At 61.0% G+C, this 25,096-nt stretch carries 20 protein-coding genes and 1 pseudogene; 13 read left to right on the plus strand and 8 right to left on the minus strand.

The genetic code is table 11. The annotated features are described in order from the left end of the window. Positions 1 to 9: 9 nt before the first annotated feature. From plsY to gltX, 4 genes are read right to left on the minus strand one after another with little or no spacing between them, the layout of a single operon-like run. Complete coding sequence (gene plsY, locus HK26_RS05220) at positions 10 to 654, minus strand: glycerol-3-phosphate 1-O-acyltransferase PlsY (RefSeq protein ID WP_086638805.1); 645 nt, start codon at positions 652 to 654, stop codon at positions 10 to 12. Continuing rightward, positions 651 to 1,943, minus strand: coding sequence for a dihydroorotase (locus HK26_RS05225; RefSeq protein WP_086638806.1), 1,293 nt, complete (start codon positions 1,941 to 1,943; stop codon positions 651 to 653). Before HK26_RS05225 ends, plsY begins: the two co-directional genes overlap by 4 nt. After that, a complete protein-coding gene (locus HK26_RS05230; RefSeq protein ID WP_025827260.1) occupies positions 1,940 to 2,881 on the minus strand; it encodes an aspartate carbamoyltransferase catalytic subunit in 942 nt (313 codons plus the stop codon). The genes HK26_RS05225 and HK26_RS05230 overlap by 4 nt, the downstream gene beginning before the upstream one ends. Then, positions 2,874 to 4,280, minus strand: a complete 1,407-nt coding sequence (gene gltX, locus HK26_RS05235; protein WP_086638807.1) for a glutamate--tRNA ligase — start codon at positions 4,278 to 4,280, stop codon at positions 2,874 to 2,876. The genes HK26_RS05230 and gltX overlap by 8 nt, the downstream gene beginning before the upstream one ends. 38 nt (positions 4,281 to 4,318) lie before the next feature. Between gltX and HK26_RS05240 the strand changes: the two genes are divergently transcribed. Beyond that, the gene (locus HK26_RS05240; RefSeq protein WP_086638808.1) at positions 4,319 to 6,514 is read left to right on the plus strand and encodes a ComEC/Rec2 family competence protein; all 2,196 of its coding nucleotides are present in this window, start codon (positions 4,319 to 4,321) and stop codon (positions 6,512 to 6,514) included. A 36-nt stretch (positions 6,515 to 6,550) separates the two neighbouring features. On the opposite strand, the gene HK26_RS05245 is transcribed toward HK26_RS05240, so the two are convergent. After that, positions 6,551 to 6,889: a carboxymuconolactone decarboxylase family protein gene (locus HK26_RS05245; RefSeq protein WP_086638809.1), complete on the minus strand. Its 339-nt coding sequence runs from the start codon at positions 6,887 to 6,889 to the stop codon at positions 6,551 to 6,553. A gap of 129 nt (positions 6,890 to 7,018) precedes the next feature. Between HK26_RS05245 and zapE the strand changes: the two genes are divergently transcribed. From zapE to HK26_RS05270, 5 genes are all read left to right on the plus strand, one after another. Continuing rightward, positions 7,019 to 8,242 (plus strand): cell division protein ZapE, encoded by a 1,224-nt coding sequence (zapE, locus tag HK26_RS05250; RefSeq protein ID WP_086638810.1) that lies wholly within the window; start codon positions 7,019 to 7,021, stop codon positions 8,240 to 8,242. A gap of 205 nt (positions 8,243 to 8,447) precedes the next feature. Further along, positions 8,448 to 11,315 carry a 2-oxoglutarate dehydrogenase E1 component gene (locus tag HK26_RS05255; protein WP_086638811.1) on the plus strand — a complete coding sequence of 956 codons (2,868 nt, stop codon included), beginning with the start codon at positions 8,448 to 8,450 and terminating at the stop codon, positions 11,313 to 11,315. A 109-nt stretch (positions 11,316 to 11,424) separates the two neighbouring features. Further along, positions 11,425 to 12,639 (plus strand): 2-oxoglutarate dehydrogenase complex dihydrolipoyllysine-residue succinyltransferase, encoded by a 1,215-nt coding sequence (odhB, locus tag HK26_RS05260; protein WP_086638812.1) that lies wholly within the window; start codon positions 11,425 to 11,427, stop codon positions 12,637 to 12,639. Between the two features lie 89 nt (positions 12,640 to 12,728). Then, a complete protein-coding gene (gene lpdA / locus HK26_RS05265; protein ID WP_086638825.1) occupies positions 12,729 to 14,447 on the plus strand; it encodes a dihydrolipoyl dehydrogenase in 1,719 nt (572 codons plus the stop codon). A 64-nt stretch (positions 14,448 to 14,511) separates the two neighbouring features. Next, positions 14,512 to 15,546, plus strand: coding sequence for a L,D-transpeptidase (locus tag HK26_RS05270; RefSeq protein WP_257640866.1), 1,035 nt, complete (start codon positions 14,512 to 14,514; stop codon positions 15,544 to 15,546). Positions 15,547 to 15,593: 47 nt separating this feature from the next. Here HK26_RS05270 and HK26_RS05275 read toward each other — a convergent pair whose 3' ends face one another. Together HK26_RS05275 and ahcY are read right to left on the minus strand one after the other, a co-directional pair. Continuing rightward, on the minus strand, positions 15,594 to 15,989 hold the full coding sequence (locus HK26_RS05275) for a DUF3597 domain-containing protein (RefSeq protein WP_086638813.1): 396 nt from the start codon (positions 15,987 to 15,989) through the stop codon (positions 15,594 to 15,596). A 360-nt stretch (positions 15,990 to 16,349) separates the two neighbouring features. Then, positions 16,350 to 17,639: an adenosylhomocysteinase gene (gene ahcY, locus HK26_RS05280; protein WP_086638814.1), complete on the minus strand. Its 1,290-nt coding sequence runs from the start codon at positions 17,637 to 17,639 to the stop codon at positions 16,350 to 16,352. A 180-nt stretch (positions 17,640 to 17,819) separates the two neighbouring features. On the opposite strand from ahcY, the gene HK26_RS05285 reads away from it, so the two are divergent. Both HK26_RS05285 and HK26_RS05290 read left to right on the plus strand, forming a co-directional pair. Continuing rightward, positions 17,820 to 18,521, plus strand: coding sequence for a lysophospholipid acyltransferase family protein (locus tag HK26_RS05285; protein ID WP_086638815.1), 702 nt, complete (start codon positions 17,820 to 17,822; stop codon positions 18,519 to 18,521). A gap of 355 nt (positions 18,522 to 18,876) precedes the next feature. Beyond that, complete coding sequence (locus HK26_RS05290) at positions 18,877 to 19,935, plus strand: DUF2125 domain-containing protein (protein WP_086638816.1); 1,059 nt, start codon at positions 18,877 to 18,879, stop codon at positions 19,933 to 19,935. Between the two features lie 28 nt (positions 19,936 to 19,963). Here HK26_RS05290 and gloB read toward each other — a convergent pair whose 3' ends face one another. Beyond that, positions 19,964 to 20,689 (minus strand): hydroxyacylglutathione hydrolase, encoded by a 726-nt coding sequence (gene gloB / locus HK26_RS05295; protein ID WP_086638826.1) that lies wholly within the window; start codon positions 20,687 to 20,689, stop codon positions 19,964 to 19,966. A 68-nt stretch (positions 20,690 to 20,757) separates the two neighbouring features. Between gloB and HK26_RS05300 the strand changes: the two genes are divergently transcribed. From HK26_RS05300 to HK26_RS05320, 5 genes and pseudogenes are all read left to right on the plus strand, one after another. Then, positions 20,758 to 21,513 carry a methyltransferase domain-containing protein gene (locus tag HK26_RS05300; protein WP_086638817.1) on the plus strand — a complete coding sequence of 252 codons (756 nt, stop codon included), beginning with the start codon at positions 20,758 to 20,760 and terminating at the stop codon, positions 21,511 to 21,513. 12 nt (positions 21,514 to 21,525) lie between these two features. Continuing rightward, complete coding sequence (locus HK26_RS05305; RefSeq protein ID WP_257640867.1) at positions 21,526 to 23,322, plus strand: hypothetical protein; 1,797 nt, start codon at positions 21,526 to 21,528, stop codon at positions 23,320 to 23,322. Next, the gene (locus HK26_RS05310) at positions 23,319 to 24,335 is read left to right on the plus strand and encodes a hypothetical protein (protein ID WP_086638818.1); all 1,017 of its coding nucleotides are present in this window, start codon (positions 23,319 to 23,321) and stop codon (positions 24,333 to 24,335) included. Before HK26_RS05305 ends, HK26_RS05310 begins: the two co-directional genes overlap by 4 nt. Then, the gene (locus tag HK26_RS05315; protein WP_025827239.1) at positions 24,332 to 24,916 is read left to right on the plus strand and encodes a hypothetical protein; all 585 of its coding nucleotides are present in this window, start codon (positions 24,332 to 24,334) and stop codon (positions 24,914 to 24,916) included. The genes HK26_RS05310 and HK26_RS05315 overlap by 4 nt, the downstream gene beginning before the upstream one ends. Further along, positions 24,913 to 25,096: pseudogene (locus HK26_RS05320) on the plus strand (hypothetical protein); the annotation flags it as partial. The gene HK26_RS05315 and the pseudogene HK26_RS05320, both read left to right, overlap by 4 nt.

Genomic DNA, 25,096 nt, shown 5'->3' on the forward strand with positions numbered 1-25,096 from the left:
AAGGGCCGGTCAGTCCTTTTTCTGGCCAATGCGGGACTCGGTACCCCGTAGAATACGGCCAATGTTTTCGTGGTGGCGGGCAAGGACCAGCAGGCTGATCAGCAATGTAGCCATAGGCTTGGGGCTGGCCTGAAAGGAAAACCCATAAAGTGCCAGAATAACAACCGGCATGGCTACAAATGCGGCCAGCGCCCCGGCAGAGGAAATGCGTGTGATCCGGGCAACGCTCAGCCACACCGCACACCCCACAAGCCCGGTAATGGGGGACAGGGCAAGCAGCGCGCCCAGCCCGGTTGCAACACCCTTACCCCCACGAAAACCCAGAAAAACGGGGAAGCAGTGCCCCACCACAGCCGCCAGAGCCGCAAGGGAGGCCGTATGGTCGGAATAATCCGGCGAGGTCATGACCCACGCGATCAGCACCGCCAGAAAACCCTTGGCCGCATCCAGCCCAAGGGTGGCTGCGGCAAGGTCCTTGCGCCCGGTGCGCAACACGTTGGTGGCACCAATATTGCCTGACCCAATGTTGCGCAGATCGCCCGCACCACCAAGGTTGGTCAGGATAAGCCCGAATGGCACGCTACCCAGCGCATAACCCATGAACGCCATGGCCGCCATGAGCCACAGCACGTAGGTGGGGAGTTGCCCGCTCATGCCGCATCTGCCTCGTATACGCGCTGCCCGGCTTTCCATGTGCCCAGCACACGGCCTTCAAGCGGGCGGCGGTCGAAGGGGGTGTTCTGGGCCCGCCCGGCCAGCTTGCCTGCGGTTACAAGCCAGCTCTGCTCGGGGGCAAACAGGCACAGGTCTGCGGCAGCGCCCACGGCCAGCGTTCCGCCTTCTGCACCCAGTAGTCTGGCGGGGCGGTAGGTCAGCAGACCAAGGGCCTGTGGCAGGCTCAGCGTACCGTCATGCACACGTGCAAGGGTGACACCCAGCAAGGTGACCATGCCAGTGCCACCTGTTGCCGCCTGTGCAAAAGGCAGGCGCTTGTCATCCGCATCACGCGGGTGGTGGTCGGAGGCTATGGCATCAATCGTGCCATCGGCCAGTCCGGCGCAGACTGCCAGCCTGTCTTCCTCGCTGCGCAGTGGGGGGGAGAACTTGGCGTATGTTCTAAAGTCGCCAATCGCGTTTTCGTTCAGGTCAAAATACGGTGGAGCTGTGTCACACGTAACATTCAGTCCCCGTTCCTTGGCGCGGCGTATCAGTTCCAGCCCTTCCCCGGTGGAGACATGGCCAAAGTGCAGGCGGCCGCCGGTCAGTTCGGCCAGACGGATATCCCGCGCGATCATGATCGATTCGGCAGCGGTGGGAATCCCCGCAAGCCCAAGCCGTGTGGCCAGCGCGCCCGACGTGGCGCAGCCCGAACCCGCCAGAGACGGGTCTTCGGGGTGCTGGACCACCATGGCGTTGAACCCGCTGGCATAAGCCAGCGCCAGCCGCATCAGGCGGGAGGGGTCTATGGCGCGGTTACCATCGGTAAAAGCAACGGCCCCAGCCTCGTGCAGCAGGCCGATTTCGGCCAGTTCCTTGCCTTCACACCCTTTGGTTAAGGCACCATAGGGCAGAATGGTCACGGCCCCGGTTTCTTCCCCACGGGAGCGGAGCATGCGTACAAGGGCAGGGTTATCAATGGCAGGCTTGCAGGTGGGGAGCACTGCAAGGGTGGTAATGCCCCCTGCAGAGGCCGCGCGCGTGGCGGAGGCTATGGTTTCGCGGTATTCATAACCGGGTTCACCAATTTCTACCCGCATGTCCACAAGACCGGGGCATAGCACAGCGCCTTGTCCGTCCACGTGGGTAGCGCCTTCGGGCGCACCCTGTGCGCCGGGCTTGTCCGTGCCTGTAATCCGCCCGTTCTCAACCAGCAGGCGGCCGGGCTGGTCCAGCCCGGATACGGGGTCGATCAGGCGGACATTGTCAAAAACAACGGTGGTCATGGGGTTTGCCTGCTGCGAGTAAGGCGGTCCAGCACGGCCATGCGCACGGCCACGCCCATTTCCACCTGTTCCTGAATGACGCTCTGGTCAGAATCGGCAACGGAGCTGTCAATTTCCACGCCCCGGTTCATGGGGCCGGGGTGCATGACCAGCGCGTTTTTGTGCGCAAGGTCCAGCCGCCTGCGGTCCAGACCAAAAAAACGGAAGTATTCACGCGCGCTGGGGATCAGCCCGGAGGACATACGCTCGCGTTGCAGGCGCAGCATCATCACCACGTCCACATCACGCAGGCCGTCCTCCATGCTGTGGTGGATATCCACCCCAAGCTGGCCAAGGTTGCCTGGCACCAGTGTTGGCGGGCCAACAAGGCGGACCGAACTACCCATGGTGGTCAGCAGGTGAATATTGGAGCGCGCCACGCGTGAATGGGCCACATCCCCACAGATGGCGACCTTAAGACCACCGAGCGTGCCGTGGTGGCGGCGGATGGTCAGTGCGTCCAGCAGGGCCTGTGTCGGGTGTTCGTGCATACCATCGCCCGCGTTCACGACCGAGGCTTCCACCTTGCGCGCCAGCAGGGCGGGTGCGCCGGACTGGGAGTGGCGGACCACCAGCAGGTCGGTGCGCATGGCGTTGAGTGTGGCTGCGGTGTCCAGCAGGGTTTCCCCCTTGTTCACCGAGGACTGGGCGACGGACATGTTGATCACGTCCGCCCCCAGCCGCTTGCCTGCCAGCTCAAAGGACGTACGCGTGCGCGTACTGTCCTCAAAGAACAGGTTTATCAGCGTGCGCCCGCGCAGCACGTCGCGCGGGACCTTGCGGGAGCGGTTGAGCAGGGCATAGCTCTCGGCCAGATCCAGCAGCGGCTCGATCTGGTCTGGCGTCATGCCCTCCAGCCCGAGCAGATGCCGGGTGTGGCGGCCGGGAAAGCTAGCCATGCAGTACGGCTCCTATTCTGGCCAGTGTCTCATCCCGGCCCAGCGCGTGCAGGGTGGCATCAATACCGGGGGAAGAGTTGGAGCCGGTTACTGCCGCGCGCAGCGGCTGGGCAACCTGCCCGAGTTTGTGCTCACCCCGCTCGGCAAAGGCGCGCAGGGCGGCGTCAATGTTTTCGGGGGTGAAGGGGTCAACCACCGCCAGATCACGTGCCAGCTCACCCAGCAGCGCGCGGCCTTCGGGCGTGAGCAGTTTTTCGGCCTTGGCGTTCATGGGCAGGGGCACATGGCGACCAAGGAAGGCGGCGTTCTCGGTCAGTTCAACCAGAGTGCGGGCGCGCTCCTTCAGCCCCGGCATCAGGGAGAGCACGCGCGCACGTGTGGTTTCGTCTACGGTCACGCCATCAACTTTTTTCAGGCGTTCCATTACGTCGTCACTCAGGCGTACGTCATCGGCCTGACGTAGCCATACGGCGTTGATGTGGTCGAGCTTGGCGTAATCCATGCGTGAGGGCGCGCGGCCCACACCATCGATGTCAAACAGCTTGATCTGTTCTTCGCGGGAGAGGATTTCCGCATCCCCGTGTCCCCAGCCCAGACGCAGCAGGTAGTTGCACAGGGCTTCGGGCAGGTAGCCCATGTCGCGGAATTCCACCACGGACTGTGCGCCGTGGCGCTTGGACAGCTTGGCGCCATCGGGGCCATGGATAAGGGGCAGGTGGCCAAAGCGCGGCAGGTCCCAGCCCATGGCGCGGTAGATCATGGCCTGACGGAAGGTGTTGGTCAGGTGGTCATCACCACGGATGACGTGGGTAATGGCCATGTCGTGGTCATCCACCACAACGGCGTGCTGGTAGGTGGGTGTGCCATCGGAGCGCAGGATAATCATGTCATCCAGCTCAACATTGGCGACGCGCACTTCGCCCTGCACCAGATCGTCAATAATCGCCTCGCCCTCACGCGGGGCTTTAATGCGGATCGCGTAGGGTGCGCCCTGTGGGGCATCTGCGGGGTCGCGGTCGCGCCACAGGCCATTATAGCGCGGGGGCAGGCCGTTTTTTGTGGCGTCTTCGCGCATCTGCTTGAGTTCTTCTGGCGTGCAGTAGCACTTGTAGGCCAGACCTTTTTCAAGCAGTTCCAGCGCAACCTCGCGGTGGCGTGCCTCCCGCGTGGACTGGAACACGGGTTCCTCATCCGGCGTAATGCCCATCCACTCCAGACCTGCAAAAATAACATCTACAGCCTGTTGGGTGGACCGTTCGCGGTCGGTATCTTCAATACGCAGGAGGAATTGACCGCCATGGTGACGGGCAAAGAGGAAGTTGAACAGGGCTGCGCGGGCGTTGCCAATATGCAGCAGGCCTGTCGGACTCGGAGCGAAGCGTGTGCGGATGGTCGTCATGGGTCGTGTCTTTATCACGCGCGGGCGCAAGGGGCCATATGCTGAACCCGATGTCTGTCATGGTGTTGTTTGCTGGCGAGCACAGGCGGCTTGTGCTGTGGGTGCCGGTGCTGCTCGCACTGGGCGCGCTTGCCTATTTTCAGTGGCCCTGCGAGCCGGGGGGCGGTGTGGGGTGTGTGCTCCCGGCAGGGGTGGCGGCGCTGGGGCTTGGGGTGAGCCTGTACTGGCCGCACACTCTTGTCGCACGGCTGGGCGGTGGGGGTGTTACGGCACTGGTGGTGGGGTTTGCCGCAGCATGGCTTGCTACGCATACACAACCCGCCATGCCTGAACTGCCGCGCCGGGCGGTTGAGGTGCAGGGAGTTGTGCGTGATGTGGCCTATTATCCCGCGCCCGCAGGGCAGGGGGAACCGGTGCGCCACGTTACACTGGTGGATGCCGTCATGCAGGATTTTGTGGATGATGGCATGCGCCCTCTACGCCGTAGTCTGGACATACGTCTGGCGGTGCAGGATTCGACCCCGCTAGCACCCGGCGATGCCCTGCGTGTGCGCGCCATGGTGCGCCCTCCACCTTTTCCGGCCCTGCCCGGTGGGCGGGACAGGCAGTTCGAGGCATGGTTTGCCGGGCAGGCGGGGAGTGGTTACGCGCTGGAGTCGGTGCAGGTGGAGCCCGGCCTGCAACACCCGCAGAGCGGCCTCTGGCTTGCGGTGGACAGGTTGCGGGTACTGGTGGATGCACGGATACGCCATGTTCTGCCCGGTGCTTCCGGGTCGGTCGTGGCCACGCTGCTGGATGGCAGGGCCAGCGCGGTGCCGCAAAACATACGGGCGGAGTTTGCGGCCTCCGGGCTTGCGCATCTGCTGGCGGTGGCGGGGCTGCACCTTGGTCTTGTCATGGGGGCGGCCATGCTGGCGTGCCGTCTGGTGCTGGCGGCGTGGCAATATGCTGCCCTGCGTTGGCCCTGCAAGGCTATTTCCGCCGTTGTGGCATGGGTGGTGGGCGGTGGTTATGTCCTGCTTACGGGGGCGCACCTGCCAGCCGAGCGAAGCTGGATGATGTCCAGCATTGTGGTGCTGGGGCTTGTTGTCGGGCGTAGGGCTGTGTCCATGCGTGGGCTGGCGCTGGCGGCCACCCTTATGCTGCTGCTGGCCCCGCAGGTTGTGCTGGATGTGGCTTTTCAGATGTCCATGGCAGCCGTTATGGCGCTTGTGGCGGGGTATGAGGTGTTGCACCCGATCCTGCTCCGTAGCCTGTCCGGGTTGCGTGGGGCGGGCCATGCCTGTGCCCGGCATGGCGCCATGCTGGTGCTGACCAGCCTGCTGGCAGGCACGGCGACCCTGCCGGTAGTTATGGCGCATTTTGGCGTTGTGCAGCCGTTTTTTGTGCTGGCCAACCTGCTGGCCGTACCACTGATGGGGGTGTGGATTATGCCCTTGGGGTTGCTGGCGCTGCTGGCCATGCCATTCTATGCCGATGCCCCGTTTTTGCACATGATGAATGCCGGTGTGTGCGGTGTACTGTGGCTGGCGCATAAGGTGGCAGGCTGGCCGGGGGCAAGCATTGCCGTGCCTGCCATGCCGGGCTGGGGGCTTGGCTGTGTTCTGCTGGGCTTATGCTGGTTGTGCCTGTGGCGCGGCAACTGGCGGTGGTGGGGTGCCTGTGCCGTGCTGTGTGGCACGCTCACACCGTGGCTTGCGCCACAGCCTGATATTCTGGTCAGCCCGGATGCCCAACTGGTTGGTGTGCGTGACCGCACGGCTGTGCTGGTCATGGGGCATGCGCGTGACGTGCGCGCCATAACGGCGGCATGGGCGCAGGCACTGGCGCTGCCGGTTGTGGCGTTTTCCACCGCTGCCGCGCAGGAAGTGGAGAACCCCGATGGCAGCCTGATCTGTGGGGAGGAAGGGGCGGAGGGAAGCTGCGTCCTGCTCCGCCGTGGGCATGAGGTGGTTGTGCGGATACATGATCCATCGGACGGTCGGGCAAGCCTGCCGCAGAGCCTGTGCGCGCAGGCTGATCTGGTGCTCAGCGTTGCGCCACTCAGGGTGTCATGCCTGAATGTGCCTGTCCGGCTTGACCGTTTTACGGCATGGCATGCGGGGGCGCAGGCAGTTTTTCTGGGCAGTGGCGTTCGGGTTGTTACGGACCGGCAGGAGCGGGGCGAGCGGTTGTGGGTGCTCAAACCCGGCGGGCACGGCATGCCCACGCTGCCTCTGGCGCAGGCCGAGTAGGCGGGGCGTGCACCCCTGCCGTGCCGAAGGGCCGGGTTAACCTTCCGTGCTGTCGAACGCTTCCATCACCCGGCTGGAATAGACAAGAGCCGCGCCAGCGTTGAGCGCTACGGCCACACCCAGTGCCTCGGCAATTTCTTCCTTGCTTGCTCCTTCCTTGCGGGCGGCGGCGGAATGTACGGCAATGCAGCCATCACATCGGGTTGTCACAGCCACGGCAAGGGCGATGAGTTCACGCGTTTTGGCATCCAGATGCCGGAGTTCGGGCAGCGGTGTTTCCAGCGTTTGCAACCCTTTGAGCGTATTGGGGGTCAACTGCGCCAGCGCTTTGACATTTTTTTGCATATTAGCGCGATAAGCGTTCCAGTCAGTCATGACGAAGACTCCGATATGGGTATGATGGACCCATCAACAGCACCAGAGCGCTCCTGCCTTGTCACGACACGGTTAGGAGAGGTGATGGTGCTTGCTTAAAGAGCCATCAAGCCGTTATCGGGCAGAATTATGACAGACATGAACACGAGCGGGGCCTCCGCTGCGACCGCACAGGGGCCTCTGGCAGTTTACCGGCAGCGTATTGCTGGCGGGGACATAAAGAGCGATCCGGATCAGGCCCGTGTGGTCGAACGTCTGGACCAGTTGTGGCGTGAACTGGCGAGCATGCCCGAACGCGCGCCACAGGCAGCCCCAGCCGCAGGCCGGAGCCGCGGCTTTTTGGCCGGTCTGGCCAAAAAGCTGATGAGCCAGCCAGCACAGGCCGCACAGGCCTGCCCGCGCGGACTATATATTGTGGGGCGTGTGGGGCGTGGCAAAACCATGGTCATGGACCTGTTTTTTGCCTGCGCGCCCGTGCGGCTTAAGGAGCGCATCCATTTTCTGCGCTTCATGCAGGATGTGCACCAGAAGCTGCATGCCCTCAAGGCGGCCAACCCCGGTATGGCGGACCCCATTCCCCCCCTTGCCAAAGCCATTGCCGCGCGTGTGCAGCTTTTGTGCTTTGACGAGTTCCAGGTGAACGATATTGCAGACGCCATGATTCTGGGCCGCCTGTTCGAGGCTCTGTTTGCTGACGGTGTGGTAATTGTGGCCACATCCAACACCGAGCCGTCACAACTGTTTCAGAATAGGCCGGGGGCAGATGCCTTCAAGCCGTTTATTGCCATCATCCGGCGGGAGCTGGATACGATCGAGCTGGATTCGCCGCGTGATTACCGGCGTGGGCGTGAGCAGGACCGCCAGACATGGCTGGTGCCTGCCAATGCACAGGCCCACGCAACGCTCGACCGTATTTTTGCGCATCAGGCGGCCTCGGCCAGTGTTGCGCCGGTTACGCTGGAGTTTATTGGTCGCAGCTTTGTGGTGGAGCAGGCGGCAGGGCCGGTTTGCCGGTTCGATTTCAACTCTTTGTGTGGAAAACCGCTGGGACCGAACGATTATCTGGCGCTGGCAAAGCGTTTTCCCGTTGTCGTGATCGACAATATCCCCCTCATGGGGCAGGACGAGGCCAATCTGGCGCGGCGCTTTATTACCCTCATTGACGCCCTGTACGATAACGGAAACCTGCTGTTTGCCTCGGCTGCGGCGGCACCTGACAAACTGTTTACCGAGGGTGAGGGGTCGGATGCATTTGCCCGCACGGCCTCCCGTCTGGCGGAAATGGGCAGTGAAAGCTGGCTGGAGCATGGCGCGCAGGCGGCACAGGCGGCGCACAGCCTCGCTAGAGCGTGACAGGCGGTGCCCTTGTTACGGCCACATGGCCGGTCTAGCTCTTGAGACAGAAAGAGGCCGGGGGCTGTCTGCTTCTGGCAAGGGATATCAAGGGCACCTCGCCGTATGGGTGGGGTGAAGGAAAAGATGGTCCGGCTTACGTTGGAGTGTGACACAACATCTGGTCTGCGGCGCGTGAGCACCCCGCGACAGGGAGGAATGTGAGATGGCGGTATCGGATATGCTGGCAACCGCTCTGAACGGTGCCAATATCGCGTACCTTGCGGATTTGTATGCCCAGTGGGCCAAGGATCCAAAAAGTGTAGATCCCTCCTTCGATATTCTCTTCAGCTCGCTGGGGGATGACGAGGCGGCCGTACTGCATGACGCGCTTGGCGCTTCCTGGGCACCGCGCCCGTCCATTATTACGGGGGAAGAGCCACCACCACCGGCCAAGGGCGGTCCCGCTGGCGGGCTTGCAGCACAGGATAGTCTGGCAATTGCCCGGCTGGTGCGCGCCTACCGCGAATTTGGCCATCTGGAAGCCACGCTGGACCCGCTGGGCCTCAAGGTTCCCGCCCCGCGTGCGGAGCTGGACCCGCAGACCTATGGCTTTGGCCCCAAGGACCTGAGCCGCGAGGTGTTTATTGGCTCCTTGCTCGAACCCCTGCTTAAGGGGCGCAGCACAGCCAGCGTTAAAGATGTTGTGGCCGCCCTGCGTGGTGTTTACTGCGGTAATATCGGGGCTGAATATCTGTATGCCCGTAATAGCGAGCAGCGTGAATGGTTCCGCAACCGGCTGGAAGGCGATAACTGGCAGCAAAATGTCAGCGTAGCCGAACGCAAAAGCATTCTCAAAAATCTGGCAGAAGCTGAAGGGTTCGAGGCTTTTTGCCAGAAGCGTTATGTGGGTGCCAAGCGCTTTGGGCTGGAAGGGGGAGAAATCTCCATTCCCTCCCTGCACGCCATTGTAGACCAGTCCGCCGGGCAGGGTGTTGGCTCTGTCACCATTGGCATGGCACACCGTGGCCGGTTGAACACGCTGGTTAACGTGGTGCGCAAACCCTACGTGGCCATTTTTAACGAATTCGCAGGTGGGTCCTTCAAGCCTGACAACGTGGAAGGCTCGGGGGACGTCAAATACCATCTGGGTTCTTCTGCCGATGTGGAGGTCAATGGGCGTTCGGTCCATATTTCCCTTCTGCCCAACCCCTCCCATCTGGAGGCGGTGGATACCGTTGTGCTGGGCAAGGTCCGCGCAACGCAGGATGATGCAGGCGATACGCAAAACCGTAGTGGCAGCATGGGCATTGTTATCCATGGTGATGCAGCATTTGCCGGTCAGGGCATTGTGTACGAAACCTTTGCCATGTCCCAGTTGCCCGGCTACCGCACGGGTGGGACCATCCATATGGTGGTCAACAACCAGATCGGCTTTACTACCAACCCGGAATGTGGGCATTCGGGCGTGTATGGCACGGACCTTGCCAAATCCATTGAAGCTCCGGTCCTGCATGTAAATGGGGATGATGCGGAGGCTGTTATCTATGCCTCACGCCTTGCCGCAGATTACCGGCACGCTTTTGCCAGCGACATTGTGCTCGATATTGTCTGCTACCGCCGCCATGGTCATAACGAAACGGACGAGCCGGTCTTTACCCAGCCCGTCATGTACAAGGCCATTGCCAGCCACGAAACGCCTCATACCCTGTACGCACGCCGCGTGGTCGAAGCCGGTGTGATGACCGAGGCCGAAGCGCAGGCCCAGTGGGATGCGTTCCAGGACCGGCTGGAGGCCGACTACAAGGCCGCCGAGTCCTACAAGGTTAACAAGGCGGACTGGCTGGAAGGTGGCTGGAAAGGGCTGACCGCACCGGGGCAGAAGCCCGAACAGGCATGGCCCGAAACCGGTGTGGCCCTTGATGTGCTGCAAAAAATCGGCACGGCCATTACCACGGTGCCCGAAGGGTTTAACCTGAATTCCAAGATCGCGCGCCAGCTCAAGGCCAAGAGTGGCATGTTCAGCGCGGGTGAGGGGTTTGACTGGGCAACGGGTGAGGCTCTGGGTTTTGGCTCCCTGCTGCTGGAAGGCCACCGTGTGCGCCTGTCGGGTGAGGACTGCCAGCGTGGCACCTTCAGCCAGCGCCATGCCACATGGACCGATCAGGTCAACCAGACGCCCTGCACACCGCTCAATCATATTCAGGCTGATCAGGCAAAGATCGAAATCTGGAACTCGCTGCTGTCCGAATACGGCGTGCTTGGGTTTGAATACGGGTATTCCGTGCGCAACCCGCAAACGCTGGTGCTGTGGGAGGCGCAGTTCGGGGACTTTGCCAACTGTGCACAGGTTATTATTGACCAGTTCATAGCCTCGGGCGAGACCAAATGGCTGCGCATGTCCGGTCTGGTGCTGCTGCTGCCCCATGGGTACGAAGGGCAGGGGCCTGAACACTCCTCCGCCCGTCTGGAACGGTATCTCCAGCTCTGTGCTGAAGACAACATGTTCGTGTGCAACATTACCACGCCTGCCAACTACTTCCATGCCCTGCGTCGCCAGCTCAAGCTGGATTACCGCAAGCCTCTGGTGCTGATGGAGCCCAAATCGCTGCTGCGGCACAAACTGGCTGTGTCCGCTCTGGCAGACTTTGGGCCGGGTACGCGCTTTAGCCCCGTTCTGCCGGAAGTCGATGCACTGGGGCCGGATGCCAAGGTCCGCCGCGTGGTGCTCTGCTCGGGCAAGGTCTATTACGACCTGCTGGCCGCCCGGCGCGAAAAAGACATCAAGGATGTGGCTATCGTGCGTGTGGAGCAACTCTACCCCTTCCCCGAAGCAGCACTCGCAGCCGAACTAAAGCGCTATCCTGAGGCCGACATTGTCTGGTGTCAGGAAGAAACGGAAAACGGTGGCGCGTGGCATTTTGTGGATCGGCGTATTGAAAAATCCCTGACGCGGGCAGGCCATAAGGCCGGTCGTCCGCAATATGTGGGGCGTGCCGCTGCTGCCAGCCCGGCTACGGGTCTGGCCCGCATTCATGCTGCCGAACAGGCGGATCTGGTGGAGCGTGCCCTTGGGCTCAAGGCCGCACGCTGAGCAGGGTCTGGAATTTTAGAAAAATTGTCCGCCTTACGCGGAAGAAAAATCCTGTGTGGAAAAACCATTGCCCCACACAGGAGCTTTCTTGAGAAGAATGGGGAACAGGATGTCAGTCGAGATCAAGGTACCAACACTGGGCGAGAGCGTGACCACGGCAACCATTGCCAAATGGCTGAAGCAGCCCGGCGATGCGGTCAAGGAAGACGAGCCGGTCGTTGAACTTGAAACTGATAAGGTCAGTGTGGAAGTTGCAGCCCCTCAGGCAGGTGTGCTTGGCCCGCAGGCAGTCAAGGAAGGGGATGAGGTTGAGGTAGGAGCCCTGCTCGCAACCGTTGAACCCGGCAAGGCAGGGGCAGCCCCCGCAGCCAAGGCCGCCGCACCGGAAAAAAAGGTGGAAGCACCAGCCGTACCCGCAGTCAAACCCGCTGCCCCCGCAGTTGATTCAGCCGCCGCTCTGCCTGCTGCACGCAAGATCATGGCGGAAAATGGTCTGAACGCAGGGCAGGTTGGTCAGGGTAGTGGCCTTGGTGGGCGTATTACCAAGGGCGATGTGCTGGGCTTTTTGTCCCAGCCACAGGCGGCGGCCCCCGCAGCAGCGCCCAAGGCTGCCCGCAAGGATGACCCGCGCGAAGAACGCGTGAAGATGACCCGCCTGCGCCGCACCATTGCCCGCCGTCTGAAGGAAGCGCAGAACACGGCAGCCATGCTGACCACGTTCAACGAGATCGACATGTCCGGCGCCATGGCGCTGCGTGCTGAATTTCAGGATAGCTTTGTCAAAAAACATGGTGTGAAGCTGGGTTACATGTCCATCTTCTCCCGTGGGGTTATTGCAGCACTCAAGGAATTCCCCGCCATTAACGCCGAAATTGACGGCGAGGACGTGATTTACCGCGACTTCATCAACCTTGGTATTGCGGTTGGTGGCCCTAATGGTCTGGTTGTGCCAGTTATCCGCGATGCGGATAAAATGGGTTTTGCCCAGATTGAAAAAACCATTGCAGGTTTTGGCAAGGCTGCGCGTGAAGGTACGCTCAAGCTGGATGAACTCTCCGGCGGTACGTTCTCCATCACCAATGGCGGTATTTACGGCTCTCTGCTGTCCACCCCGATCCTGAACTCCCCGCAGTCGGGTATTCTGGGCATGCACTCCATTCAGGAACGCCCGGTTGCCGTAAACGGTCAGGTGGTTATTCGCCCCATGATGTATGTGGCCCTCTCCTACGATCACCGCATCGTGGATGGTAAGGAGGCTGTCAGCTTCCTTGTGCGCCTCAAACAGAATGTGGAAGACCCCCGCCGCCTGTTGATTGACGTCTGATCTGACACTGGCACAGGCCGGAGGCAGCATATATGCGGCTCTCCGGCCTTTCCTTTTTTGCAGACCCTAACGTGAGCGAGACAAGACCCATGCCGACCGAAATTAAAGTACCCACCCTTGGAGAAAGCGTAACCACCGCCACGGTAGGGAAGTGGCTGAAGCAGCCGGGTGAGACAGTCAGGGAAGACGAACCGGTGGTGGAGCTGGAAACGGACAAGGTGAGTGTGGAAGTGCCTGCACCTGCTGCCGGTCGGCTGGAAAACCACGCGGTAAAGGAAGGGGACGAGGTAGAAGTTGGCGCCGTTCTGGCCCTGCTTGAAGCCGGAGCGGCAGGCAAGACTGCCGCACCCGCAGCGCAGCCTGCACCCGCCGCTGCGGCTCCTGCACCCAAGGCGCAGGCACAGGCAGCCCCCCCGGCGCAGACGGATTATGATGTCGTGGTGATTGGTGCGGGGCCGGGTGGTTACGTCTGCGCTATTCGTGCCGCACAGCTCGGCTTTAAGGTGGCCTGCGTGGAAAAACGCGCAACTCTTGGCGGCACCTGCCTTAACGTTGGCTGCATTCCGTCCAAGGCGCTGCTCCAGTCCTCGGAAAACTACCACGCCGCTGGGCATGACTTTGCAGCCCATGGTGTGTTGATTGAGAGCGTTAAGCTCGATCTGGCCAAGATGCAGGCCCGCAAGGCCGACATTGTGGGTGCCAATGTGAAGGGCGTTGAATTCCTCTTCAAGAAAAACGGCATCACCTGGCTCAAGGGTCACGGCAAGGTGGAAGGCACGGGGCGGCTGAGTGTGGATGGCAAGCCGGTGACCGCCAAACACATCATCATTGCCAGCGGGAGTGATAGCGCCAACCTTGCGGGTATTGAGGTGGATGAAAAGGTGATTGTCACCTCCACGGGTGCGCTGGAACTGTCCGAGGTCCCCAAGCGGCTGGTCGTAATTGGCGGCGGCGTGATCGGGCTGGAACTGGGCAGTGTGTGGCACCGCCTTGGTGCGGAAGTGACTGTGGTTGAATTCCTTGACCGTCTGGTACCCGGCACGGACAATGAAGTGGCCGCACAGTTCCAGAAACTGCTGACCAAGCAGGGTTTTAAAATGAAGCTGGGTCACAAGGTGACCAAAGCTGAAAAAACCAAAAAAGGCGTGGTGCTCAGCATAGAGCCCTCCGCCGGTGGTGCTGTGGAAACACTGGAAGCCGACGTGGTTCTGGTCGCTGTTGGTCGCACGGCAGCCAGCAAGAACATGGGGCTGGAAGAAGCCGGTATTGCGCTGGACAAACGTGGCCGCGTGGAAGTGGACGCACATTACGCCACCAATGTCCCCGGTATTTATGCCATTGGGGACGTGATTGCAGGCCCCATGCTGGCCCACAAGGCGGAAGAGGAAGGCGTGGCGCTGGCCGAACTGCTGGCCGGTCAGGCGGGGCATGTCAATTACGACGCTATTCCCGGTGTGATCTACACATGGCCAGAAGTGGCCTCTGTCGGCTTTACGGAGGAGCAGCTCAAGGACAAGGGCGTTGCTTACAAAACCGGTAAGTTCCCCTTCCTTGCCAACGGTCGCGCCCGCGCTCTGGGCATGACGGATGGCTTTGTCAAAGTGCTGGCAGACAAGCAGACAGACCGTGTGCTGGGTGTGCATATTATTGGCCCCGCAGCAGGTGAACTGATTGCTGAAGCCACAATGGCGATCGAGTTTGGTGCATCGGCCGAGGATATTGGCCGCGTCTGCCACGCGCACCCGACCCTGAGCGAAGCGGTTAAGGAAGCTGCACTGGGTGCAGATAACCGCGCCATCAACATCTGATAATTTTCTTATTGTTAGGACCAATGCCATACTCTCCCCCGTAGTTGCCTACGGGGGAGCATGTATGTGCAGGATTGGAAAACTGGCAGTCTGCTCGGCTATGGCTGGCAGTTTTCTGGCCATGGCCGATGTGCCCGGCGTATGGTGGCATGGCGCAGGGGGGCTCTCTCAGGCTTATGCCGCCACACAGCCCAGCCCCCAGCCAGATGCGGTGGGGGATAGTGGCCTTGACCCCGATTATGCGGGGCAGGCAGGTGCTCCACAAACATCTTTCCCCCATCCTGCCGAACAGGGCGCTTCTCCGGTTGTAGCAATTGGGGAGGAGGAAGCGCGGCAGGAGGCCTGGGCGCTCACCTTGGCCTTCCGGCATGAAGTGCCAGTCGCTCTGGCGGTATCTGCTGCATATAAAGCGGCATGGGTGGCGCTGGCCAAGCAGCAACTTGAGCAGTCCGGCATTGTGGTGGACCGGCCACAGGTGCTTGTTGTGGTGGACCGCAACCCTAAAGTGCAACGCCTGTGCCTGATTCTGGCTCTACCGGGCAACAGTGCGGACTGGCAGGTCATAGGCAGCACCAGAGTATCTACCGGCACAACAGGTCGGCAGTATTATTACATTACGCCTACCGGGGTTTTTCCCAATTCGGCGCAGCGTCTTGGTTACCGGGCTTTGGGCACCAAGAACGAAAATGGCATTATGGGCAACGGTACCACCGGCATGCGCGTGTGGGATTTTGGTTGGCAATGGGCGCAAAAAGGGTGGCAGCCAAGCCGGGATAAAGTGCAGATCCGGCTGGAAATGCATGCAACAGACCCGGTTTATCTGGAGCAGCGGCTCGGGCATACAGCCTCTGAGGGGTGTATCCGCATTCCATCATCATTGAATGTGTTTATTGACCGGCATGGTCTGCTTGATGCCGAATATGAGCAGAAAGCTAAAGTGGACCGCCGCTTTGCAGCCCTTTTGCGCAAAGACAGGGTCATCTCCTCCATAGCGGGTCTGTTTGTGGTGGTGGTGGATACGGCGGGTTATGCAACTACCCAGCCCGCTGATGCCCTTAAAAATGCAGAAACCCTGCACAGGCACGCCATGCAGGGTTAAAGCACTTTAGTCCTCCCTCCAGAATGGTGTGCCGGAGGGGTGGGGTCTTACAGACCTGCGGGAATTTTCCCGCCGTTTTCTGCCAGTTTCTGGCGGACTTCTTTAATCAGCCAGATGTTCATGCTCGCGCTGTCTTCGGTATTGCCGGAGTAGGCGAGTTCTGCTGCCAGCTTTTTGCGTGCATCGAGCGAGCTATCCAGCCCCAGCAGCTTGAGCAGGTCCACAATGGACTCTTTCCAGTTCAGATTCTGCCCGTTCTGTGCGGCAAGGCTGCTCAGAACTGCGTCAACATTTACGGGGGAGCCAGCCGGGGGCACGGTGCCGGGGGCGGCGGTTGCTGCCGCGCTGGCCTGCAGGTTGGCATTGGCAGGGGAGGTCGTATCGGGCGTTGCGGCTTTGGCGTGATGAAAAATTGCGGACAGAATGGAACCAAAAATGCTCATGTTCAAAAATCCTTTTGTTATGGGCCGTGTGGTCTTGTCTGGCAGGGTAGCCTGATAAATCTGTCAGCAAAGAGACAGTTTTGCGTAAAGTCGTGCGTGTGCACGGCCATGCCGCGCGCAGTGTAGCGCAAGGAGCCGCGTTGTGCATTGCTGTTTTGGGGCCGATGCCCGCAAGGCATTACCCTTGGCCCGGCAGGGGGCGGGGTTAAAAGGCCATGTATGTACTGGCCGTGGTATTTGCGGGGGAGAGGGGCGTGTGTGCCGCGTTGTTGCAGGTGTTTGCGTGCAACGGAGCGCTTACATTTGAAGAAAAGCTGCCGGGGAGGCAGTTCCGCGCCCCCGGCAGCCGTTCAGGCAGGCTTAGTAGCGGTATTCTTCGTGTTTGAAGGGGCCGCTGACTGGAACGTCAATGTATTTGGCCTGTGTTTCGCTCAGCTTGCTCAGCTGCGCGCCAACCTTGGCCAGATGCAGGGCTGCAACTTTTTCGTCCAGCTTTTTGGGCAGGGTGTAAACCTTGACCTCGTACTTGCCTTCCGGAGCCGTCCACAGTTCGATCTGGGCCAGTGTCTGGTTGGTAAAGGACGCGGACATGACAAAGGACGGGTGGCCGGTTGCGTTGCCCAGATTGACCAGACGGCCTTCGGACAGAACAATCAGGCGCTTGCCATCGGGGAACACCACCTCATCAACCTGCGGTTTGATGTTGTCCCATGTGAAGTTGCGCAGCCCGCCGATCTGGATTTCGGAGTCAAAGTGGCCGATGTTGCACACAATGGCGCGGTTTTTCATGGCGCGCATGTGGTCAACGGTAATGACGTCCACGTTGCCGGTTGCGGTAACAAAAATGTCCCCACGCGGTGCGGCGTCTTCCATGGTGACCACTTCGTAGCCTTCCATGGCGGCCTGCAGGGCGCAGATCGGGTCAACTTCGGTTACCAGCACGCGGCAGCCTGCATTGCGCAGGGAGGCGGCGGAGCCTTTGCCCACGTCACCATAACCGGCAACAACGGCAACCTTGCCAGCCATCATGACGTCGGTGCCACGGCGGATGGCGTCCACCAGACTTTCGCGGCAGCCGTACAGGTTATCAAACTTGGACTTGGTAACGCTGTCGTTCACGTTGATGGCGGGGACCTTCAGCGTGCCTTTTTTCTGCATTTCCCACAGACGGTGCACACCTGTCGTGGTTTCTTCCGACAGACCCTTAACCTGCGCCAGCAGTTCGGGGTACTGGTCATGCATCATGACCGTCAGGTCGCCGCCGTCATCGAGGATCATGTTCGGGGTCCAGCCATCGGGGCCCTGAATGGTCTGCTCGATACACCAGTTGAATTCGTCTTCTGTCAGGCCTTTCCATGCAAACACGGGAATGCCAGCCGCAGCAATGGCCGCAGCCGCATGGTCCTGCGTGGAGAAAATGTTGCAAGAAGACCAGCGCACGGTAGCGCCAAGAGCGACCAGCGTTTCGATCAGAACCGCAGTCTGGATGGTCATGTGCAGGCAGCCTGCAATACGTGCGCCTTTAAGGGGCTGGCTTGCGCCATATTCCTCGCGCAGCGCCATGAGACCGGGCATTTCGCCTTCCGCAATGGAAATTTCCTTGCGACCCCATTCGGCCAGCGAGAGGTCCTTTACCTTGTAGTCGCTCATATTATCCTGTCTTTCTATGCAAAGTGCTGGTTTGCTATACAGCCATAGCGGGCCATAGGCCAGACGCAACAGGTATGGCTGCTCTGGCTTTGTATGGTTTTCCTTGCCGGAGTCGTGGTTTCTGGGTGGCCAGCATGGCGGGGCAAGGGCTGGTGTGCTGGGTGTAACGGGTTGGTTTTTATGGCTGTTCTACGTTCCGTCATGTTTAATATCGTGGCTTTTGTGCTGACCGGGGTCATGGGCGTTGGCGCGTTGCCCATTCGCTGGTTCATGCCCGGGCGTGCGCTGGCTTACGCCAGATTGTGGTCACAGCTGGTCCTGTGGCTATTCCGCGCCATCTGTGGGGTGCGCGTGTGTGTTAGCGGGCTGGAGCATCTGCCAAAGTCTGGCCCGGCCCTTATTGCATCGCAGCACCAGTCCGCGTTTGACACGCTGGTGTGGATGCTCCTCCTCCCCCGCCCGTGTTATGTGATGAAAGGGGAGTTAACCCGTATTCCCCTGCTAGGCCCCATGCTGGTGTTGACGGGCATGATGCCTGTGGAGCGCGCAGCCGGAGCCCGGGCTTTGCGCCTGCTGCTGGCCGGGACGGACAAGGCCGTTGCGGACAACCGCCAGATTGTTATTTTCCCCGAGGGAACACGCACCCTGCCGGGGGAGCAGGTGGCGCTCAAACCCGGTATTGCCGCCATGTCCAGCCATACCGGTTTGCAGGTTATTCCCGTAGCGACAAATTCCGGCCTGTTCTGGGGGCGGAATGCGTTTGTCAAACGGCCCGGTGTTCTGCACGTGTGCATAGGCCCCGCTGTTGGCCCTGCCAAAAGGACTGTTCTGCTCGAAGAGATTGAAAAAAGCTGGCGTGCGCTGGAGCAGGATTGGGTTTAGTAAACGTGCTGACAGACAGGGTATGGAAGGGGATAAAGTCCTCCACTCTGTGGATAACTTTGTGGAGTATGGTCGGCTCCACAAAAGGGGTGTGGCAGTAAAACGGCTGGATTTACTGGCGGGATCAAAGTAAATCGGATTGAATTCTTTTGCCTGCGCCAAGGGTTCCTGATAAGGATTTTTCAAAATATCCTTACTTCAAAAGGGTGTTTTTTGTTTTATGTGCGCTTTTGTTTTGTCGACAAAACTGGCCGTGGTAAAGGGTAAGCCGTTATCAGGCGGGGGATGTCCACTCAGGTTATGGGGGTGTGGATAACTTTGCGCGACAGGCGGAAGACTGCCATTTGAGGTGGGGATGAAGCACTTTGTAAAACCGGCCCTTGGCGTGTTGTCGGCGGTGTTGCTGCTTGGCGGCGGACTGGGTGTATTTAACTGGAAGAGCCAGCAGTATCTGAACCAGCTTGTCACCCATCCTTCCGGTTTGTGCCAGATTGCTTACCAGAGCCGGCAGCACGCAGGGGGGCTTTTGCGGAGCAGGCTGGTGCTGCGTGGGGTGCAGGTGGCCTGCGCACCCAGCACACATGCCGGGCCTGCCCCACGTGCAGTGGAATACACGGCCAGCACTGTTACGCTGGAGGCCGTGCCATGGCACCCCATGCAGGTGCGCATGCAACTGGGGGGAGCACAGTCCCTGAGTGTGCCGTATGAGCATGATGGCGTGGAAGACAGGCGTGTGTTTGTGCTTGAGGGCAGCCCTGTGGCTGTTGTGCTGCCTGTGCGCTCGTGGCCTGCCGGGCGGGCCACCTTTACGGCCCCCTTTGTGCATTTGCACGCCTCGGGCGTGAGCATGACCAATGTGCAGGGCGAATGGTTGTGGAACACACAGGCCACGTTTCAGGCCAGTGTGCTGGGCCTTTCCCTCTCCGTTGCGCAGATGAGTGTTCCCACGTGGCCCCAGCATCTGGAGAACGTCAAGGCTGCCTTTTCCATGCCCGGCCCATATGAGCGTTTGCGTGTGCTGGAGGAGGAGGAGGAAAGTGGGCAGGCCATCTGGCCGGAACTGCTTGTGCAAAAAGCCTCGGCGGACTGGAACGGCCTCAGGCTGGGGGTGACAGGGCATGTGCGTGGTGGCCATGCTACGGCTGTGACCGGGGATTTCTGGCTTACGGTCAGGGACTGGAAGCCCTTTTTGGAGCGGTTGCACCCCGAAAAAATCCTGCCTCCCCAACAGGCGGCGGCCTTTAAGGACATGCTGGAAGACATGATCGACCGGGGGGACAGGTCCGGCGGCAAGCTTGTTCTGTCGCTCTCGGCGCGGAATGGGTATGTGTATATGGGCGCGATGCCGCTGGAGCAGCTACTGCCGGTTGTACGGCTGGTTCAGCCTGACAACAGTGCTGCCTCTGCGCAATAAAGCCCCGGTACAGGCATATAGCGGGTTGTTAAAAAACGTCTTTTTGCTTGCGCAGGCTGGCAAGGGTCTGTGCGGAACCTGCCCGTAGGAACGGGTTTGTCGCACGCTCCTGCCCCAGTGTGGAGGGGACGGTTGGCAAGCCTTTGTCGCGCAGGGTGCGTACCTCCTGCGTTCGGGCGGCCAGAGCCTGGTTGTCGGGGTCCACATGCTGGGCAAAAAGGGCGTTGGAGGCTGTGTATTCATGCCCGCAGCACACAAGGGTCTGTTCTGGCAGGTTGTGTAGCCTGCCAAGGCTTGCAAACATCTGCTCCGCCGTGCCTTCAAACAGGCGACCACACCCCAGACTGAACAGCACATCCCCGCAGAACAGGGCAGGGGGGTGGTCAAAATAATAGGCAATATGCCCCAGCGTATGCCCCGGCATGGCCAGAACCTGCCCGGCACTTTGGCCAAGTTCTATCCGGTCATTATCATTCAGGGCCAGATCAAGGTGGGGCATGCGGTGCTGCTCGGCCGCGGGGCCTGCCACTTTGGCATTGTAGCGTGCGCGCAGGGCATCTGTGCCGCCAATATGGTCCTGATGGTGGTGGGTCAGCAGAATAAAGTCCAGCCTGCCGCCCTCCTTTTCCAGTACGCGTTCTATGGCTGTGGCTTCGCCGGGGTCCACAACAGCGGTTATGCCGGTTGCCTCATCCCGCACGAACCACGCGTAATTGTCACTCAGAACCGGGATGGCGCGGATGGTAAGGGGCATGGGGGCCTCGTGCTCTGGTTGGGGGCTGGTCATGGCTTTGGTTGGCTAACATATGATAGGCATGAACCATGCAGAATGCCACGTTGCGCGAAGAAAGCTTTTACGGGACTCCATCGGGCCGGGTGTGTGTAAGCCTGCTGGGCGAGCGTTTGCGGTGGTTCTGGCCCGAGCTGGCAAACCAGTCCGTTCTGGGGCTTGGTTCTGGCGGGGCCATGCCGTACCTGCATACGCTGGGAGATAGCACGACCCTGCGGATAGGGGCATGCCTTGGCAGTGGCCGGGTGGATATGGCGTTGCAGCATGGCCAGACATGTGTTGTGGACCCGGCGGGTCTGCCGTTTGAGGAGCAGAAGTTTGACCGGATTGTGCTCGTGCATGCCTTGCAGGGGCGGGAAAATCCACTGACCCTGCTCCGCTCAGCTGCCCGCGTGCTCAAGGATGATGGGCGGCTGCTTATGGTTGTCCCCAGTCGGCTGGGGGGGCGGGCACGGTTGCGGCGTACACCCTTTGCGCGGGATGCGGCGTTTACGCGCTCCAAGTTGCGGCAGGTGCTGGCCGGGGCCATGCTACGTGCCGAACAATGGGACGAGGCCGTGTTTTTGCCAGCCAGTCAGGCGTGCCGCACGCTCAGGCGGGGCAGGCGGATGGATATTGCGGGCAAGGTGCTTTGCCCGGGCGGAGGGAGTCTTATTCTGGTTGAGGCCGTGCCGGATATTTATTCGGCCCTGTCTTTGCCAGTGCAGCTTAAAAAAGGGTGGTTCGCACGCATACGCCTGCCCGCAGCCGGTATGGCAGGAGCGCCCAGAGCGGGAAAAACGTCCTAACCACGGTGGTGCGTGGCTGAACAGATTGTATTGTGCCTGCACTCATGGTGTTATCCGCCGGTTTTGTGTTCACTGTCTTTGGGGCCGGGTTCCATTCTTCTTTCTATCATTCTTTGTGGCCTGCTTCTGGTGCTGGTGGGGCTGGGTGTTTTTGCGGTCGTGCCCAACGCGCTTTTGCGTGGGGTGGCGTTCTGGCGGGCCGAAATTCTGGTGGGGCTATGGGTCCTTGCTGGCGGGCTGGCGCTGGGTGGTGCCTCTTTTCGGGTGGAAGGGGAACTGGGGTGGTTCCCTGTATTCGGGGCGGATGGACCATCCTTGCCCATGCTGGCCATTCTGGCCTGCGTAGGAGCGCTGGTGGGGCGGGGGCGTGCGGGTGTTGCCTGCGTGCTGGCCTGTCTGGGTGTGCTGGCGCTTTCTCCTTTGGTGTTTGGTCTGTTTACGGGTACGGCGCTTGTGCTGCTCTGCGGGCGTGGCAAGCGTGGTTTATGCCTGCCTTTTGCGGTGCTCCCCGCCTGTATTCCGGCTGACAGTGCTCTGTCCGTGCCGTTGCTGGGGGTCATGGTGCTGCTTGTAGGGTGGGCGGTTTGCGTCCAGCGCGGCCCGCTGGCTGTTCTGCCTGCCTGTATTGGCCTGTTCCTGCTTGGCCGTCTGCTGGCGGAGGTTGGGGAGTTGCCTCTGCTCTCTCAGGCTGTGCTGCTGCTGTGTGGGGGGTGTGTGGCGTGTGCAGGGCTGGCGCAGGCCATGCGCAGCCAGCAGGGCATGGCACTGGTGGCGGGTTTGGCGGCGTGCTGGTATGGCATGCTGGTGTTTGCACTTGTGCTGGCTCTGGCCTCTCCTCTGGGTGGGGCAGACACGTTTCGTACAACGGTCATTCTGGGCATGGGCGCGCCTGTTGTTGCACTTCTGGGGCTGCTGTGGTTTGCCCAACAGCATGACGCTGGCGGGGCTGCGGGGTTGATGAGTGCCACCCGTAGCCGGTGGCTGCTGTGGGGGCTTCTGGCCCAGTGCTCCATACTGCCGCCATGCGGTGGCTTTGCCGTTCTATGGACGGCCTTGGCCGGGGGCGAGTATTCGGTGGAGGCGACGCAGCCGGTCATGGCGTTGCTGGCCGTTGTGCTGATGGTATTTTTTGTAGCCCTTGAGGGCATGTTCAATGCCGGGCTGGTGCGGGCGGGTCTGATGTTCCTGCCCGCTCAGGGGCAGGGAGCGGGCACACCGTCTGCCATGGTCCTGCCTTTGTGGGTCTGTGCGTTGCTGTCCTGTGTGCTGGCATTTTTGCCCGGTGTCTGGTTGTTTGTGGCGGACCATCTGGTCGTAGGCCCCCCTCTGCCGCCCGCCACATGGCAGGACATGCTTGCCGTGCATTTTGCTGGGCATACGGCCAGCCTGACCCCTCTGCTGGTTCTGGTGGGGGTGGGGTTGGCTTTGCTGGTTACGGGTGTGCTTGTGCGGTTGTTTGGTTTTGTACCCATGGCTCCAGTGGCGCGGCAGGTTGCCCCATGGCGGCAGGGTGCCCCGCTGTGTGAGCAGGACGTAGCCACACCTGTTACGCAGGCAGAGAGACACACCGTGGTGGATGCCCTGCCACTGTGGTCCGCGTGGCGTGGTTTTTTTTCCACGCCTGCGGCTGTTACGGCTTTGCGCGGGCGGGGGCAGGGGAGCGCCCTGTTCCGCCGTGGTACGGTTTTGTGGCGCTACGGGCGCAGGAGCCTGTTTGTGGCCGTCGGCTGGTGCGAGGCACAGGGTATGGTTCTTATCCTGCTCCTGATGGGGGCGGGGCTGCTGGCGGGGCTGTTTGTGGGTAAATGACGCATTCTCTCCCCTTGGGCTGGGCCTTTCTCTTTTTGCCGTTTGCCATGCTGCAAACACTGGCCATGGTCATGGCTGCTCCGTGGCTGACGGGCCTAATCGGCCGCGTGTCTGGGCGGTTGTCTGGTGTGTCCTCTTTTCCCGTCATGGGGCGTTGGCAGGACATTGGCCACCAGTTCCGCCGCCCCCGGTTGGGAGGTGGGGCCGGAACACTGCGCGCGCTAGCCTGTGCGGGCGCACTGGTTCTGGCGGTGCTGGGCTGTGGCTTAACGCCCGCATTTACGCTTGTTGTGCCGGGTCTCCCCGCTCCGGGGCTGCTGCTGATCTGCTGTGTGCTGGTTCTGGCCCTTGTGTTGCTGAATGTACCCTGTGTGCTTGGTGGCGGGCTTGGGGCGGTGCAGGGTGCGCGCGCCATGCTGGGGACTTTGCTGCTGCTCCCTGCGCTGGTGCCGGTTTTTCTGCTCTGCGGAGCACGTGATTTTTCGGACTTTCTGGCCACGGTGCATGGGCTTTCTCCCGTGACGGATGGCGCACCTTACGTGCTGGCCGGGGTTGCCCTGTTTTTGGTGCCCGCATTGGCATGGCCTGTGCAGGACCACCAGCTGGCCCTGCTGGCCGGGCCAGAACGGGCCATGTGGTTATGGGCTGCGGATTGCGTGCAGATGGCGTGGGTTGTGCTGGCGCTGGATATGGCATGGCCCGGAGTTCTTGCTTTGCCGGATGACGGGGCAATGGAGCCGTGGTTGAGCCAGTGTATTGCTGATTTTGCTATCTGGGGCGGCAAACTCCTGTTTGCCGCTTTGCTGCTGGCCTTTGTCCGGCTGGTTGTGCTGCCACCCTTACGGCTGGCGCGTGTCCGGCTTGTCAGTATTTTTCTGCTTGGTGTGCTGGCCTTGCAGGTTACATGGTCTGCCCACCCGCCGCAGGATATGCGCGAGGCGGGTACCGCATCGGCCACTGTGCAGGAGGGCGCGCAGGCCGCCACCACTGGGGTGGAGGATATGTCGCCATGACCCTGCTCGCCATTCTTGTGCCACTCGTGGCTTTGTGCGTTGTTGCGCGGGGTGTGGGTTTTCTGCTGCTGGTAGGGGTCGTGACCGCCCTTGCCATGCTGGTGGATGGTCTTGCCCCGTTGCAGGAGGTCGGGGCCGGTCTGGCATTGCTGTTTGCCATACCACCGCAGGTTTTTCTGGCCCGTTATCAGCATGACGCCACGCTTGAGCGCAGTGGCGCTGCTGTTCCTTTTTTTGCGCTGGGGCTTATGGTGCTGCTTCTGCTGGCCTGTGGGCGTGCGGGTAGCACGGTTTTTCCCGCAGGGTTGTGTACCATGGTTGCGGGGTTAGTGGCTGTTGTGTGCCGCCAGAGCATGGTCTGGCAATGGGCGGGGCTGTTGACCTGTATTGAAGGCGTACTGCTGTCTGCTGTACTGGGCCGCCAGCCTGTGGTGTTGGGTGTAGCTGCGCTGGCCGGGGCTGTGGTGTTGCTGCTGGGGGGGATGTGTATCCACCGCATTATGCCCCGCCTTGTTGCCGTGCGTGCTGCCGGGCGGCATGGCAGGCGCACAGGTCCGGCTGGCGGAGGGAGCAACACATGAGCGCTGGCATGGAAGCCGCAGTCTTTCTGGCAGCTCTTGCCTTTGTGTGGCCTTTCCTCGGGGCTGTTGTGGTGGCCGCCCTCCCGGCTCCGCACAGCCGGGAGGCTGCCATATGGATGGCGGCTCTGGGCTGTGTGCTCTCGGTAATCGTGTTTACATTCCCCTCGGTTGGGGGGGGGG

Origin of the sequence: Acetobacter okinawensis (assembly GCF_002153655.1) — a bacterium.
Taxonomy (GTDB): Bacteria; Pseudomonadota; Alphaproteobacteria; order Acetobacterales; family Acetobacteraceae; genus Acetobacter; species Acetobacter okinawensis_A.